The sequence below is a fragment of the Actinophytocola sp. genome (assembly GCF_035712165.1).
Lineage (GTDB): Bacteria > Actinomycetota > Actinomycetes > Mycobacteriales > Pseudonocardiaceae > DASYTH01.
On record NZ_DASTBH010000349.1, the window covers coordinates 1 to 14,578 of the forward strand.

General features: G+C 71.6%; 17 protein-coding genes. 10 read left to right on the plus strand and 7 right to left on the minus strand.

All coding sequences use genetic code 11. The features are described from left to right. The first annotated feature begins 42 nt into the window (after window positions 1-42). The 3 genes from VFO68_RS19475 to VFO68_RS19485 all read left to right on the plus strand — a co-directional run bounded on the left by VFO68_RS19475 (window position 43) and on the right by VFO68_RS19485 (window position 2,884). Window positions 43-840 (plus strand): NAD(P)-dependent oxidoreductase, encoded by a 798-nt coding sequence (locus tag VFO68_RS19475; RefSeq protein WP_325159753.1) that lies wholly within the window; start codon window positions 43-45, stop codon window positions 838-840. Then, window positions 837-2,336, plus strand: coding sequence for an aldehyde dehydrogenase (NADP(+)) (locus VFO68_RS19480; protein WP_325159754.1), 1,500 nt, complete (start codon window positions 837-839; stop codon window positions 2,334-2,336). The genes VFO68_RS19475 and VFO68_RS19480 overlap by 4 nt, the downstream gene beginning before the upstream one ends. An 89-nt stretch (window positions 2,337-2,425) precedes the next feature. Then, window positions 2,426-2,884, plus strand: coding sequence for a carboxymuconolactone decarboxylase family protein (locus VFO68_RS19485; RefSeq protein WP_325159755.1), 459 nt, complete (start codon window positions 2,426-2,428; stop codon window positions 2,882-2,884). Here VFO68_RS19485 and VFO68_RS19490 read toward each other — a convergent pair. Next, the gene (locus tag VFO68_RS19490) at window positions 2,881-3,657 is read right to left on the minus strand and encodes a VOC family protein (protein ID WP_325159756.1); all 777 of its coding nucleotides are present in this window, start codon (window positions 3,655-3,657) and stop codon (window positions 2,881-2,883) included. The genes VFO68_RS19485 and VFO68_RS19490 overlap by 4 nt on opposite strands. Beyond that, window positions 3,641-4,375 (minus strand): IclR family transcriptional regulator, encoded by a 735-nt coding sequence (locus VFO68_RS19495; protein ID WP_325159757.1) that lies wholly within the window; start codon window positions 4,373-4,375, stop codon window positions 3,641-3,643. The genes VFO68_RS19490 and VFO68_RS19495 overlap by 17 nt, the downstream gene beginning before the upstream one ends. A 105-nt stretch (window positions 4,376-4,480) precedes the next feature. Here VFO68_RS19495 and VFO68_RS19500 point away from each other — a divergent pair, with 105 nt between their 5' ends. The 5 genes from VFO68_RS19500 to VFO68_RS19520 all read left to right on the plus strand — a co-directional run bounded on the left by VFO68_RS19500 (window position 4,481) and on the right by VFO68_RS19520 (window position 10,285). Beyond that, window positions 4,481-5,599, plus strand: coding sequence for a hypothetical protein (locus tag VFO68_RS19500; RefSeq protein ID WP_325159758.1), 1,119 nt, complete (start codon window positions 4,481-4,483; stop codon window positions 5,597-5,599). A 197-nt stretch (window positions 5,600-5,796) separates the two neighbouring features. Then, the gene (locus VFO68_RS19505; RefSeq protein WP_325159759.1) at window positions 5,797-6,963 is read left to right on the plus strand and encodes an ROK family transcriptional regulator; all 1,167 of its coding nucleotides are present in this window, start codon (window positions 5,797-5,799) and stop codon (window positions 6,961-6,963) included. A gap of 52 nt (window positions 6,964-7,015) precedes the next feature. Beyond that, window positions 7,016-8,458: an N-acetylglucosamine/diacetylchitobiose ABC transporter substrate-binding protein gene (gene ngcE, locus VFO68_RS19510; RefSeq protein WP_325159760.1), complete on the plus strand. Its 1,443-nt coding sequence runs from the start codon at window positions 7,016-7,018 to the stop codon at window positions 8,456-8,458. Window positions 8,459-8,460: 2 nt separating this feature from the next. Further along, window positions 8,461-9,372, plus strand: coding sequence for a sugar ABC transporter permease (locus VFO68_RS19515; protein ID WP_325159769.1), 912 nt, complete (start codon window positions 8,461-8,463; stop codon window positions 9,370-9,372). A 7-nt stretch (window positions 9,373-9,379) separates the two neighbouring features. Continuing rightward, complete coding sequence (locus tag VFO68_RS19520) at window positions 9,380-10,285, plus strand: carbohydrate ABC transporter permease (protein ID WP_325159761.1); 906 nt, start codon at window positions 9,380-9,382, stop codon at window positions 10,283-10,285. A gap of 25 nt (window positions 10,286-10,310) precedes the next feature. On the opposite strand, the gene VFO68_RS19525 is transcribed toward VFO68_RS19520, so the two are convergent. After that, on the minus strand, window positions 10,311-10,778 hold the full coding sequence (locus tag VFO68_RS19525) for an SAM-dependent methyltransferase (RefSeq protein WP_325159762.1): 468 nt from the start codon (window positions 10,776-10,778) through the stop codon (window positions 10,311-10,313). A 31-nt stretch (window positions 10,779-10,809) separates the two neighbouring features. Then, a complete protein-coding gene (locus tag VFO68_RS19530) occupies window positions 10,810-11,376 on the minus strand; it encodes a TetR/AcrR family transcriptional regulator (protein ID WP_325159763.1) in 567 nt (188 codons plus the stop codon). 95 nt (window positions 11,377-11,471) lie between these two features. Here VFO68_RS19530 and VFO68_RS19535 point away from each other — a divergent pair, with 95 nt between their 5' ends. Further along, the gene (locus tag VFO68_RS19535; RefSeq protein WP_325159764.1) at window positions 11,472-11,846 is read left to right on the plus strand and encodes a DUF4267 domain-containing protein; all 375 of its coding nucleotides are present in this window, start codon (window positions 11,472-11,474) and stop codon (window positions 11,844-11,846) included. A gap of 8 nt (window positions 11,847-11,854) precedes the next feature. Here VFO68_RS19535 and VFO68_RS19540 read toward each other — a convergent pair whose 3' ends face one another. Genes VFO68_RS19540 through VFO68_RS19550 form a run of 3 tightly spaced genes read right to left on the minus strand, consistent with a single transcriptional unit; the run spans window position 11,855 to window position 13,832 of the window. Continuing rightward, a complete protein-coding gene (locus tag VFO68_RS19540; RefSeq protein WP_325159765.1) occupies window positions 11,855-12,439 on the minus strand; it encodes a methylated-DNA--[protein]-cysteine S-methyltransferase in 585 nt (194 codons plus the stop codon). Continuing rightward, window positions 12,439-13,269, minus strand: a complete 831-nt coding sequence (locus VFO68_RS19545; protein WP_325159766.1) for an isocitrate lyase/phosphoenolpyruvate mutase family protein — start codon at window positions 13,267-13,269, stop codon at window positions 12,439-12,441. The genes VFO68_RS19540 and VFO68_RS19545 overlap by 1 nt, the downstream gene beginning before the upstream one ends. 32 nt (window positions 13,270-13,301) lie before the next feature. Next, on the minus strand, window positions 13,302-13,832 hold the full coding sequence (locus VFO68_RS19550) for a GNAT family N-acetyltransferase (RefSeq protein ID WP_325159767.1): 531 nt from the start codon (window positions 13,830-13,832) through the stop codon (window positions 13,302-13,304). Between the two features lie 69 nt (window positions 13,833-13,901). On the opposite strand from VFO68_RS19550, the gene VFO68_RS19555 reads away from it, so the two are divergent. Beyond that, window positions 13,902-14,537, plus strand: a complete 636-nt coding sequence (locus VFO68_RS19555) for a hypothetical protein (protein WP_325159768.1) — start codon at window positions 13,902-13,904, stop codon at window positions 14,535-14,537. Window positions 14,538-14,578: the final 41 nt, after the last annotated feature.

Here is a 14,578-nt window from a genome sequence, read left to right on the forward strand (position 1 = left end):
CGGTGGAGCCCGAACACGCTCGCCAACGCATAAGCTGCGGGAGTGCCCCAACGGATTCTGGTGACCGGCGCGGCCGGGCGGATCGGCACGCTGGTTCGGCCGCGGCTGGCCGGACCGGACCGGGTGCTCCGGTTGCTGGACATCGCGCCGGTTCCACCGGCCACCGGCGGCGAGCAGGTCGAGCCGGTCAACGCCTCCATCACCGATCTGGCCGCCATGTCCGCGGCGTCGGAGGATGTCGACGCCATCATCCATCTGGGCGGAATCCCGGGTGAGGACGCCTGGCGCGACATCCTCGAGGTCAACATCCATGGGACCTACACCGTGCTGGAGGCGGCCCGGCGGGCCGGGGTGCGCCGGGTGATCCTGGCCAGCAGCAACCACGCGGCCGGGTTCGCGCCGCTGGGCGAGGGCCCGATCCCGGACCACCTCTACCCCAGGCCGGACACCTACTACGGCGTCAGCAAAGCGGCCGGTGAGGCGCTCGGCAGCCTCTACCACGACCGGTACGGGCTGGACGTGGTCGCGATCCGGATCGGCGCCTGCTTCGAGCGCCCGACGCTCGAGCGGGAGCTGGGCATCTGGCTGTCGCCGGACGACTGCGCCCGGCTGTTCGAGGCGGCGATCTCCGTGCCGGAGCCCGGTTTCCGGCTCGTGTGGGGCGCCTCGGCCAACACCCGGGGAATCTTCTCCCTGGACGCGGCCCGGTCGCTCGGCTACCAGCCGCGGGACGACTCCGAGGTTTTCGCCGGCAGTGTCGAGCCGGCGACCGGGTTGAGCCGTAAGTTCGTCGGCGGGGAGTTCTGTTCGCCAGATCTCGACGCGGAGGTCACCGCATGACCAGGATGCTCGACGTCCAGGGCTACAACCCGCGCACCGGGGCGCCGGTCGGCCCCGCCGTCGCGGCGAGCACCGCCGAGGAGGTGGACCGGGCCGCCAATGCCGCCGCGGCAACGTTTCCGGTCTGGTCCGGCCTGCCCGCGCAACGCCGCGCCGAGGTGCTCGACGCTCTGGCCGACGCGCTGGACGCGACGGCCGGCGAACTGGTCGCGGTGGCCGACGCGGAGACCGCGCTGGGCGAGACCAGGCTGCGCAACGAGGTCGGGCGAACCACCGGTCAGCTCAGGATGTTCGCCGACCTGCTCCGCCGGGGCCGGCATGTCGAGGCGATCATCAGTCCGGCCGACCCCGCCGCCGGACGGCCGGACGTGCGGCGGATGCTGCACCCGATCGGTCCGGTGGCGGTGTTCTCGGCCAGCAACTTCCCGATGGCGTTCTCCGTTGCCGGCGGCGACACGGCTTCCGCGCTGGCGGCCGGCTGCCCCGTCGTGGTGAAGGCGCACGAGGGTCACCCGCAGACCTCGGTCCTGGTCGCCCGGACCCTGGGGCAGGCACTGGCCGGCGCGGGGCTGCCCACCGAGATTCTGGGTCTGGTGCACGGTTTCGATGCCGGCGGCGCGCTGGTGCGGCATCCGGCGGTGCGCGCGGTCGGCTTCACCGGGTCGCTGCGCGGCGGTCGGGCGCTGGCCGACCTCGCCGCCGCCCGGCCGGACCCGATCCCGTTCTACGGCGAGCTCGGCAGCGTCAACCCGGTCGTGGTGCTGCCCGGCGCCGCGCGCACCCGGGCGACGGAGATCGCCGCCGAGTACGCCGGCTCGCTCACCCTCGGCGCCGGCCAGTTCTGCACCAACCCCGGGCTGCTGTTCGTGCCGGACGACGCGGACCTGCTGGCCGCGCTGGCTGATGCGGTCCGGTCCACCAGCGCCGGACCGATGCTCAGCAAACGCATGCGTGACTCCTATGTGGACGTCACGGCCCGAATGGCCGGCGACGCCCTGCATCCGCTGGCCGAGGGCGCCGCTGCCGACGGCGCCTGGGCGGTGGCGCCCCAGGTGTGGCGGCTCGACCTCGCGACGTTCGCCGCGCGGGTGGACACGCTGACCGAGGAGGTCTTCGGGCCCGCCGGTCTCGTGGTCAGCTATTCCACAGTGGACGATCTGCTGCCCGTGCTGTCCCGGTTGGACGGTAGCCTCACCGGTTCGGTGCACGCGGCCGACGACGAGCCGGACGCCGCGGCGGCCGTCGGCGCCGCACTGCGTCCCCTGGTCGGACGGCTGATCTACAACGGCTGGCCGACCGGCGTCGCGGTCTGCTGGGCGATGCACCACGGCGGGCCGTGGCCGGCGTCCACCTCGGCCCTGCACACGTCCGTCGGCGGCACGGCGCTGCGCCGCTGGCAGGTACCGGTCGCCTACCAGGGGTGGCCGCAGGATCTGCTGCCCGCCGAGCTCCGCGACGACAACCCGCTCGGGATCCCGCGCACCGTCCAGGACTGAGCGCCTGTCACGATCCGGGGTGGCGTCTCGTCCAGACTGGTGGCCGAGACGGTTGTGGACGGAAGGGACAGTCACCCATGGAACCGCGGATGCAGATCGCCAAGCTCGCGCCCGAGGCGTACCGGCACATGCTCGGCCTGGAACGGTTTCTGGCGGCGAGCACCCTGCCGGCCGGGATCAAGGAGTTGGTGAAGCTGCGGGCGAGCCAGCTCAACGGCTGCGCCTACTGCGTGGACATGCACAGCCACGATCTGAAGGCGGCGGGAGAGACCGACGAGCGGCTGTTCGCGGTGGTCGCCTGGCGGGAGGCGCCGTTCTTCACCGAGGCGGAGCGCGCGGCGCTCGCGCTGACCGAGGAGGCCACCCGGCTCGGGCCGGAGGGTGTGTCCGACGAGGTGTGGCAGCAGGCCAGCGCCCAGTTCGACGAGCCGACGCTGGCCGCGCTGGTGGTCGCGATCGCCACGATCAACGCGTGGAACCGGTTCGGCGTCACCCTGCGGATGGTGGCCGGCTCGCACCGCACGGCGGCCGCCGGCGCGGGGCGCTAGTCGACCCGGCGCAGCGCGACGTCGCCCGGTCCGGTCCGGTCGGCGCCGGCGCCGGTGATGCCGATGGCCCGCAGACCCAGCGCATCCGGCTCGCCGGCGTCGTCCCGGGCGTGTGTCGCCACATCGAAGCTGAACACCTCCAGCGTCGCCGGCGCGGCCCGGAGGTTGGTGATCAGGAAGCCGTTCTCGTCCGCCGGGCGCACGACCTGGCCGATGCGGCCGAGTCCGAGCCGTCCGGCGTAGAACGTCAGCGCCTGGTCGAGGTCGGGCACGGTGATCGCCACGTGGTCGAACCGGGGCCGGCCGTCCCAGTCCCGGTCGCCGTCGATCTCCTGCTGGGCAAGCTGTTCCGACCAGAGGTTGTGGTGTCGCACGTAGCCCTGGACCAGCTCCAGGCAGGTGCCGTCCGGATCGCGGAAGAACGCGATGCGGACGCCGCCGACCGCGTCGAACGGCCCGAGGTCGAAGGCGACGCCGGCCGCGCGCAACCGGGCGACCCAGGCGTCGACGTCGGCGACCTTCATGCCGAAGTGCCGGATGCCGCGCTGCCGGTTGTCGGCGTCCCAACCGGTGGGCCGCCCGGCCGGACCGACCTCGACCAGCCGCACGGCGGGGAACGAACCGAGCACCGCGACCGGCCGGCCCGCGTCGTCGGCCGTGGTCCGGGTGCGCGGAAAGCCGAGCAGTCCGGTGTAGAGGGCTTCGGCCCGGCCCAGGTCGCGCACGCCGATCTCGACGTGGGCCAGGCGGCCCCGGTCACCTGATGCCGGCACGGCGCAACCTGGTGGCCAGCTTGCCGGCGCTCGCTACGACGGCGGCGGCGACGCGGGCGAGCTCCTCGGGGGTCGCTTCCGCGACCGGCATCGAGCAGCTGATCGCGTCGCTCGGCGGGATGCGGTGGTCCACGACGGCCGCGACGCAGGTGACCCCGGGGATGCCGTGTTCGCTCTCGCAGGCCCAGCCCTGGGCGCGGACCCCTTCCAGCCAGCCGTGCAGCCGGGTGTGGGTGGTGAGGGTGTGCCGGGTGTACGGCCGCAGCGTCGGGCCCAGGACCGCCCGCACCTCCGCGGGCGTGCGGGCGGCGAGCAGCGCCAGGCCCAGGGCGGTGATGTGGGCCGGGACGCGGCGCCCGACCCGGGAGAACAACGGCTGCGCGCCGCTGCGTTCCCGGGTGGCCAGGTACAGCACGTGCGCGCCGTCGCGCCGGGCGTAGTTGGTGGTGTGCCCGACCTCGGCGCGCAGGTCCTCCAGCGCGTCGCAGGCGTACGGGTACGCCGGGTCGAGATCCAGGTAGGTGCTGCCGGACAGCAGCGCGTGCGGTCCGACGCCGAACGCCGAGCCGGCCGGGCCCGTCTCGATCCGCTTCAGCTCGCGCAGGGTGCGCGGCAGAGCGTGCGGTGACGACCGGGGATGTCCCATCCGCTCCTGCAGCTCAGCCAGCGTGAGCCGGCTGCCGGCGGCGGCCGCCGCACCCGTCGCATCGTGCGCCATGCCCCCAGCCTGCCGTCCGACACATCCCTGGCGCCAGGCCGGTTTGGGGGTGGTGGGCCGCACCGGGTGGCGTGATCATGTGATGGGGACCGGTGAGGAGGCGCTGTGGTGCGGGTCTCGGGGCATGCCTATCCGTGGGATGTGGTGGGAGATGTGGGGTTCCCGGCGCGCGTGGGGGCAGCGGGGATCACCGAGGTGACGCTGGCGGCGGCCTACCACTCGACCAGGGCCGCGACGCCGTTGCACCCGGGGCATCAGGTGGTCGAGGCGCGCGACGCGGCGTTGTACCGGCCGGTGCGGCAGGCGGTGTGGGGGGCGCGGCGGCTGCGACCGGTGCCGGCGGACTGGGTGCCGGCGGACGACCCCTTCGGGGTGGCGGCGGAAGCGCTTCGACGGGCGGGGCTGGGGGTGGTGGCGTGGGTGGTGTTGCCCCACAACACGCGGCTGGGGCGGGAGTTTCCCGAGCTGGCGGTGGTGAACTGCGTCGGGGACCGGTACCCCTACGCGCTGTGCCCGGCACAGGAGGAGGTGCGGGAGTACGCGGCGACCCTGGCGGTCGAGGCGGTGGCTGGGGTGGCGGTCGACGGGGTGTCGCTGGAGGCCTGCGGGCAACTCGGGATCGAGCACAACAGTCATCACGAGAAGACGGCGGGGGTCTGGTCGGCCACGGCGAGCAGGGCACTGTCGGTGTGTTGCTGTGTGGCGTGCCGGGCGGGCTGGACGGAGCGCGGGCTGGTGGCCGAGGAGGTGCTGGCGGCGCTGCGGCAGGCCGTGCACCGCGACGTCGAGCTACCCGGGGAGCTGGCGGGTGAGCTGCTGGGGGTTCGGCACCGCGGCACCGACCTGCTGCGCGGCGAGGTGCTGGCGGCGCTGCGGGCGGTCGCGCCGGGCGTGCCGGTGACGGTGCACGCCGACCCGGACCCGTGGGCGACCGGCGCGTCGCCGGGCCTGACCTCGGCGGCCGCGGCGGGGGAGACGGGGCTGCTGGTGCCGGCCTGGCCGACCGGCCCGGCGAGCGCGGCGGGGGTGGCCGTGGCGGGGCGCGGCGGGGCGCCGGTGGACGCCTACGTGACCGTGCTGCCGCCGGCCGAGCCGGCGGATCTGCCGGGGCACGTCGAGCGGCTGGTCGCCGCCGGGGTACGTGGTCTCAACCTTTACCACCTGGGGCTGGCCGGGCGGGAGCGGCAGGAGCTGCTGGCCGGGCTCGTCGAAGCGCTTCAGTAATGGTCTGAACCAGTGACCTCCCCACTTCGAACCGTGTCCGGCGCGGCGCTCTTGGCGATACGTCGCGGTAACGGTATGGTCCAGACCATTGACGTGACCGCCAACACTTCCTAGCCTCCCCGAGTTAGGAAACCTTCCTAACTCGAACGAGAGGTCTGAACCACCGTATGCCCGGGACACCCAGCCTGCTTCGCGCCATGAACGACAAGGCGGCGCTCGAAGTCCTGCTGGAGCGCGGACCGCTGACGCGATCGCAGCTGGCGTCCATCACGGGCATCTCGAAGCCGACGACCTCCCAGCTGCTGTCCCGGTTGCAGGAGCTGGGTCTGGTCGTCCGGGACGGGATCCGCGAGGGTCTGCCCGGCCGCACCGCGGAGCTGTACCGGGTCAACCCGAAGGCCGCCTACGTCGCCGGGGTGGACGTCAACCCCGGGCGGATGGCGGTCCGGGTGGCCCAGATCACCGGCGACGTGATCGGCGAGCACCGGCTCACCACGCCCGGCCGCACGGGGGGCGACGTGGTGGACCGGGTCAAGACGGCGCTCGCCGGCGCGTGCGACCCGGCCGGGATCGGCATCGCCGAGCTCGGCCGGGTGGTGGTCGGCATCCCGGGCGCGGTCAACCCGGCCACCGGCCGGCTCGGTTACGCCCCGCACATGTCCGGGTGGCATGTGCCACGCCTGGTGGAGACCCTGGCCGGCGGCCTCGGCGCCCGGGTCTCGGTGGAGAACGACGTCAACCTGGTCGCGCAGGCCGAGCAGGCCTACGGCGTGGCCACCGGCGTGGACAGCTTCACCGTCGTCTGGATCGGCAACGGGATCGGCATGGCGCTGGTCATCGAGGGCCGGCTGCACCGCGGCTGGAGCGGCGGGGCGGGTGAGGTCGGTTACATGCCGGTCCCCGGCGCCCCGACCGCGCGGGAGGTGGGCCGGACCGCCAACCACGGGATGCAGGCCTACGCCGGGGGACCGGCGGTCCACAAGATCATGCGTTCATACGGCTTCCGCGGCCACGATCCCGCGGCCGCCGTACGGTTCGCCGTCCGAACCCTCACCGAGGGGCAGGGCGTCGAGCGTCGGCAACGCGCGCACGCCGCGCTCAGCGAGGTCGCCGGCCGGGTGGCCATGGGCCTCGCGGCGATCGTCGCTGTTGTCGACCCGGCACTCGTCGTGTTGTCCGGAGATGTCGCCCTGGCCGGCGGCGAGCCGCTCCGGATGCGCGTCGAGCAGGAGTTGCACGCCATCTCCCTGCCCCGTCCGCCGGTCCGGCTCTCCGTGCTGTCGGCCGAACCGGTGCTCGAGGGCGCTCTCGTGCTGGCGCTGCGGCAGGCCCAGGACGAGCTGTTCACCTCCACAGTGCCTTGACCGCCCTTGATGTTGAGTTCCCTCCGTTCCCACTAAGGAGAAGAGAAGAGAGATGTCCGAAACCATCCGCGATACCGCAGACGTCTCCCGGCGGCAGATGCTGCGCGGGATCGGCCTGACCGCGTTCATGGTTGTCCCCGGCGCGGCCGTGCTGTCGGCCTGCGCTACCGGTGGTGACGACGGCGACACGGGCAACACCGTGTCGAACTCGGGTGACGCCAAGAACCCGCTCGGGGTCAAGGCGGACGCGCCGCTCGAGGTCGTGATCTTCAAAGGCGGCCTCGGCGACGAGTACGCCACCCAGGTGCACGAGCCGCTGTACAAGAAGAGCTTCCCGCAGGCGGAGATCAAGCACGTCGCGACGCAGCAGATCGCGCAGACGATGCAGCCGCGGTTCGCCGCCGGCAACCCGCCGGACATGATCGCCAACGCGGGTAGCGACAACATGGACAACCTGGCGCTGCAGAGCGAGGGACAGCTGCAGGACCTGACCGCGCTGTTCGAGTCCCCGTCGGTGGACGACCCGAGCAAGAAGGTCAAGGACACGCTGGTGCCGGGCGCCTACGACGTGGGCGTCATCGACGGCAAGCCGTACATGCTCGCCTACGTCTACACCGCCTACGGCCTGTGGTACGACAAGAACCAGTTCACCAAGAACGCCTGGACCGCGCCGAAGAGCTGGGACGACTTCAAGGCGTTCTGTGAGAAGGCCAAGTCGGCCGGGATCACCCCGTACGCCTATGCCGGCAAGAACGCCTCGTACTACCAGTACTGGATGATCCTGATCTCCGCCGCCAAGATCGGCACCAACAAGGTGCTGCTCGACATCGACAACCTGGAGAGCGGCGCCTGGACCAACGACGCGGTGCGCAAGTCCGCGGCGGCCTGGGCCGAGATCGGCAAGTTCATGGACAAGAGCTTCGAGGGGCTCATCCACACCGAGGTGCAGACCCAGCAGAACCAGGGCAAGATCGCGCTCTACCCGTCCGGTTCGTGGCTGGAGAACGAGCAGAAGAAGGAGACCCCGGCCACCTTCGAGTACTCGGTCACCCCGACCCCGAGCGTCACCTCCAGCGACAAGCTGCCGTTCGAGGCGGTCCGCGCGGTGGCCGGTGAGTGGTACATCGTGCCGTCCAAGGCCAAGAACGTGCAGGGCGGCATGGAGTACCTTCGGTTGATGCTGTCCAAGGAGGGGGCGAAGGGCTTCACCGAGAAGTCCGGCAACCTCACCATCGTCAAGGGCGCTGCCGAGGGCCTGCCGCTCTCGCCGGGCAACCGCAGCGTCGCGGCGCTCCAGCTCGCCGCGGGTGACAACGTGGTTACCGACAGCCGTTTCGAGAGCTGGTACAAGGAGCTGGAGACCGAGCTGCGCACGCAGACCAACGCGCTCATGTTCGGCCGCAGCTCCGCCGACCAGTTCTGCGAGAACATGCAGAAGAAGGCCGACGCGATCAAGGCCGACTCGTCGGTGACCAAGCAGCACCGGGACAAGTGACCATGCGGCAGGGCAGGTATCCCTTCATCATCGGTTTCCTTGTGGTGCCGGTGGTGTTGTACGCGGTTTTCGTGATCGGGCCGTACGCGCAGGCTTTCTACATCGCCACGACCAACTGGCGAGGCGTGTCGGCGCACCCGAAGTTCATCGGTTTCGAGAACTTCACGCGGCTGTTCCAGGATCCCGTGTTCTGGAAGGCGATCTCGCATCACCTCTTCCTGTTACTTGCCCTGCCGGTGATCACCCTCACGATCGCGCTGTTCCTGGCCTTCCTGCTCAACGTCGCGGGCGGCAGCCGCAGCGGCGGGATGAGCGGGATCTGGGGCTCGAAGTTCTACAAGATCGTCTACTTCTTCCCCCAGGTCCTGGCCGTGGCGCTGATCGGCGTGCTGTTCCAGGCGATGTACCGGCCGGACTCGGCCGGCGTGCTCAACGGCCTGCTCGACCTGATCGGCATCAGCCCGGTCGGCTGGCTCACCCAGCCCAACCTCGCGCTGTGGTCGATCCTCGCGGTGATGGTCTGGCAGGCCGTCGGGTTCTACGTGGTGTTGTTCTCGGCCGGGATGGCCGCCATCCCGGCCGAGATCTACGAGTCGGCCGCACTCGACGGGTGCGGCCGGTTCCGGCTGTTCTTCGGCGTGACGCTGCCGCTGCTGTGGGACAGCCTGCAGGTCGCCTGGGTCTACCTCGGCATCGCCGCGTTCGACGCGTTCGTGCTCGTGCAGGTGCTGTCGGTGGACCGGGGCGGACCGGACGGCTCGACGACGGTGATCCCGCTGGAGATCTGGCGCCAGGCGTTCACCTTCTCCCGGTTCGGCTACGCGTCGGCGATGGGCGTCGCGCTGTTCTTCCTGACCCTCACCTTCGCCGTGCTGACCCTGCGGGTCACCCGGCGCGAGCGGATCGAGTACTGACATGGCCGTGACGCAGGTAGAGACCCCCGCGCCCGCCGGCCCGCCCCCGCGTCTGACCCGGCCGCCCCGGCCGAGCTACGTTCCGGGGCAGCGCAACGTCTTCACCGGACTGTCGCATGTGGCCCTGGTGGTGTGGTCGGTGACGGTGATCGTGCCGATCGTGTGGACGTTCATGTCCTCGTTCAAGACCAACACCGAGATCTTCAACGAGCCGCTCGGGCTGCCGGGAGCGTTCCGACTGGACGCCTGGGGCCGGGCGTGGGACAAGGCGCGCATCCCCGAGTACATGCTCAACACGGTCATCGTGGTCGGGTTGAGCACGGCCGGGACGATGCTGTTCGGCTCGATGGCGGCCTACGTGCTGGCCCGGTACAAGTTCCCGGGCAACCGGTTGATCTACTTCATGTTCGTGTCCGGCATGGTGTTCCCGGTCTTCCTGGCGCTGGTGCCGCTGTTCCTGGTGGTGCGCCAACTCGGCCTGCTGGACACCTACCTCGGCCTGATCCTGGTCTACATCGCCTACTCGCTGCCGTTCACGATCTTCTTCATGGCGGCGTTCTTCCGAACGTTGTCCACCTCGGTGGCCGAGGCGGCGATGATCGACGGTGCCTCGCACACCCGGACCTTCTTCCAGATCATGGTGCCGATGGCCAAGCCCGGCCTGATCAGCATCACGATCTTCAACGTGCTCGGCCAGTGGAACCAGTACCTGCTGCCGATCGTGCTGCTGCCCTCGCAGGACAAATGGGTGATCACGCAGGGCATCGCGAACATCAACACCAACGCCGGCTACGAGGTCGACTGGCCCAGCATGTTCGCGGCGCTGAGCATGGCGATCGTCCCGATGATCGTCGTCTACATCATCTTCCAGCGCCAGATCCAGTCCGGTCTGACCGCCGGGGCGGTGAAGTAGCGGGGGATGGGTGGCGCGGTCAGTGCTACGGCTGGAAGTACTCCGACATCAGGCGGCCGACCCATTCCGGCTGGGTGACGTTCGCCGGGAGGAACTCCGCCATCGTCGGCTTCAGGTCGATGACCGGGGTGCCGGAGACCGCGTCGAGGCCCACCACCGTCAGGTCGCGGCCGTCGACGGACTCGATGGTGCAGCACGTCACCCCGATGCGGTTGGGTCTGCGGGGGCCGCGTCCGGCGAAGACCCCGACCGGCGGAAGGTCCGCGCGGCCGCGGCTGGGGCGGGGTTCGCGGTAGTCGTCGAGCTCCGGGAGCCGGTCGAAGAGGAAGAGGACCTCCACGTGGGAGAAGCCCTCCAGGCCCTGCAGGCACGCCTCGCCGAAGCGCTCGTCGACGGTGATCGTGCTGCGGACGGCACCCCAGTTGTCCGTGTGCTGGACGTCGGTCCGGTCGTTGCGGACCGTGCCGATCGGGGTGATCTCGAAGCTCGGCATGGCGGCGGTTCTCACTTTCTCTGTCGGTGGCTCAGGTTCCGGCGATCCGGGTGACGAGGAGGTCGAGCCGTTCCTCCTGCTTGTCCGGGGGGATGCGGCCGCTGTCGGACAGCACGGCCATACCGTGCAACGCGCTCCAGACGACCTCGGCGAACAGTTCGCGTCGCGCGTTGTCCGGCGGGAAGCAACTGACGAACTCGTCGAAACCCGCCCGCAGCGGCGGCGGTGTCTCGGCGCTGGCGAACTTCAGGTTCGTGGGCAGGATGAACATGGCCTGGTAGAGGGCGGGTCGCTCGGTGGCGAACTCCAGGTAGGCACGGCAGACGGCGCGCAGGGCCGCGCCGGGGGCGGACTGCCGGGCCCGGCGCAGGTGGGCGGCGAGTTCGCCGAACCCGTCCAGGGCGACGGCGCTCACGATCGCGTCCTTGCCGTCGAAGTGGCTGTAGAGCACGGGTTGGCTGTACTCGACGCGTTCGGCCAGCCTGCGGGTCGTCACCGCCTCCCAGCCTTCGGTCTCGGCGAGCTCGCGCGCGGCCGTGATGATCAGCTGATGGCGGTGCGCGCGTTCCCGTTCGCGGCGCTCGCTGATGGCGGACACAAGGTCATCATAGCAGCGCTAGATATCCTGTCTATGACAGAATATCGTTGCTACTGTCGATAGCGCCGCTAGATTCCCACCGGGAGGGGAACCCCATGCTCACCACCATCGCCGTCGTGCTCGCCGCGCTGATCGGCGCGGGCTGCGTCCTCATGGGCGCGTACATCCTGTGGACGCCGCGGGCCGCCGCCGGCTTCGGCATCCCCGACACGCCCACCGAGGACCGCGCCTTCCGGGCCTGGCTGTCCGTGAAGGCCGTGCGCGACCTGGTTTCGGGGGTCCTCATCATCATCGTGCTGGTGGCGGCGACCCCCCAGGTGCTGGGCGCCGTCCTGCTGGCCGCCACCGCCATTCCGGTCGGCGACGCGCTGATCGTGTTGCGCAGCAACGGACCCAGGTCGGCCGTCTACGGCGTCCACGGCGCCACCGCCGCGGTGATGCTGGCGACCAGCGTGCTCCTGCTCCGCTGAGAGCGGCCTCACCACAGCGTCGGGGGCAGGTGGCCTTCCAGGGTGAGCAGGTGGCGTTTGGAGTGGACGCCGCCGGGGGCGCTGAAGCCGCCGAGGTGGGAGCCGGCGACGACGCGGTGGCACGGGACGATGATCGGGATGTGGTTGCTGCCCATGATCGCGCCGATGCCCCGGGGCGGGATGCCGGTGCCGGAGCGTTCGGCCAGCTCGCCGTAGGTGATCACCTCGCCGTACGGGACGGTGCTGTGCAGGGTGGACAGCACCGTGCGGCGGGCGGTCGAGGTGGACTGCCAGTCCAGCGGCAGGGTGAACCGATGCAGGGTGCCGGCGAAGTAGCCGGCGAGCTCCGCCTCGGCCGCTTCGGTGCGGGCCGGGTCGACCACGACCGGCAGGCCGAGGCGGGCGGCCATTTGGTAGCGGGCGTCCAGTGCGTCCTGGAAGCCGGTGCCTGTCACCCCGAGCTCGGTGACGGCACGGTCGCGGTCGTCCGGGGTGTCCTGGAAGCTGGTGCCCGCGACGCCGAGCTCGGTGACGGCCACCAGGACCGCACCGAGCTCGGTCGGCACGCTGCCGAACGCCACGGTTTGCGACATCAGCGTCCAGCGAGCGAGTTCAGGTCGGGGAAGCTCAGGCCGTCGGCCAGCGCGGTGTAGGTGCCCTCGGTGAGCACCTCGGCCGCGGCGCGCTCGGCCGCGCCGTAGGCGACCTGGGCGAGCCCGGACCCGACGCTGGCCCGGGCGACACCCAGGTCGGCCAGCTCGGACACGGCCGGCGCACCCGGCCCGACGAGGACGTTCAGCGGCGCCCCCACCTCCTTGGCCAGCGTGGCGATGGTGCCCGGGTCGACCACGCCGGGCACGAACACCCCGTCGGCGCCGGCGGCGACGTAGGCCGCGGCCCGCTCGAGGGTGGCCGGCAACCGGCCCGCCGGCTCACCGACGCCGCGCAGGTACACGTCGATCCGGGCGTTGATGAACAGCCGCACGCCGGTGCCGTCGGCGGCGGACCGGGCGGCGGCCAGCCGGGCGGTGTAGGTGTCGATGTCCTGCAACGGGGCGGACCCGGCGAACGCGCCGTCCTCCAGGTTCACGCCGACCGCGCCCGCCTCGATCACCATCCGGATGGTCTCGGCCACCCCGGCCGGGTCGTCGGCGAAGCCGCTCTCGATGTCGGCGGTGACCGGAAGCTCGACCGCGGCGGCGGTGCGCGCCACCAGATCGACGGCCAGCGACCGGTCCAGCCGGTTGCCGTCCGGCGCGCCGAGGCTCCACGCGACCCCCGCGCTCGTGGTGGCGACGGCCTTGGCGCCGGCCCGGGCCACCAGGTTGGCACTGGCCACGTCCCAGGCGTTCGGAAGGACCAGGACCCCGTCATGGTGCAGTGCGTGGAACCGCGCGGCCCGGTCCTGCTGGGTGGTTGTCATGGCGCGCAGTCAACCAGCAGCCACCGACAAACTCACGCCGGCAGGTCGCTCGGCCGGATCCGGAACACCTGCAGCCGCAGGTCGTAGTACTTGCTGGTCTCCCCGACCCACTCCATCCCGATCCGCCGCGCGGTGGCGATGGCCCGGGTGTTGGCCGGGCGCGCCACGGCGAACAACTCGTCGATGTCCTGTGTGAACGCCCAGCGGGCCAGCGCCCGGGCCCCTTCCGAGGCGTACCCGTGCCCCCACGACTCGGGCCGCAACTGCCAGCTCAGCTCGAGATCCTCCTTGTGCGGCGGTAACAGCCGGATGGCCAGACCGCCGATCACCGCACCGGTCTCGCGTAGCTCCACCGCCCAGCGCCCGCGCGGCGGCAGCAGGTCGGCCGCCTCGGTGGTCCACTGGTCGAGCACGGACCGCATCGCGGTGAGATCGTCGACCTGGCGCATCGCCGGCGTGAGCCAGCGGGTCACCTCACCGACGCCGTAGATCTGCAGCGCCGCCTCGGCGTCCTCCGTTCGCCAGGGGCGAACCAGCAGCCGTTCGGTGGTCAACGGGTCCATACCCTCACGTTACCCACGCGCACGCGGATGTCGGTCCACGCCGAAACGTCGCTGTCATAACGTGATCACATGCACACGATCACCGGCACCGAACAGGTGCGCGCCGCGCTGACCGATCCCGGGCTGACGATGCCGCCGGTGCCGCAGGCGTCGCGCGGGATCGCGTGGCTGCGGGCCGGCGTGGCGCGGTTCAGCGCGGGCGAGCAGCACGAGCGGCGGCGCCGGCTCGCGGTCGACGCGCTGGCCACTGTAGACCCGGCCGCGCTCGGCCGGCGGGCGCGCGAGCGGGCCGGGTCGGACCCGCACGACCTGCTCGCCGTCGAGGTTCTGGCCGAGGCGCTCGGGATCGCCGTGCCGGCCGGCGCGGTGGCCACCGTGGCCCGCGGCTACCACCCGCACCTGCCCGCCGGGCCGGACACCGACGCCGCGGTGGCGCGGCTGGTCGAGGCGTGCGGCGGGGTGTGGGACGAGGCCACGGCGGCCCGGATCGGTCTGCTGGTGCAGGCGTGCGACGCGACGGCCGAGGCGAAGTCCCAGGCATTGGGCAGCAGCAACGGATCGCCGCGCCGGTGCAGTTGGTGGAAGTGCGCCACCTTGTCCCCGGAATCCGTCATCGCGTGCCCGCCACGATTCCGCACGCGATGGCCACCGCGTGCTCCCGGCCGGGACAGGCGTGCGGCCCGGCGCCGAACGGCAGCGTGCTGAGGTCGAGGCCCACCGGCTCGCCGTCGCGCACCCGGCGGGTG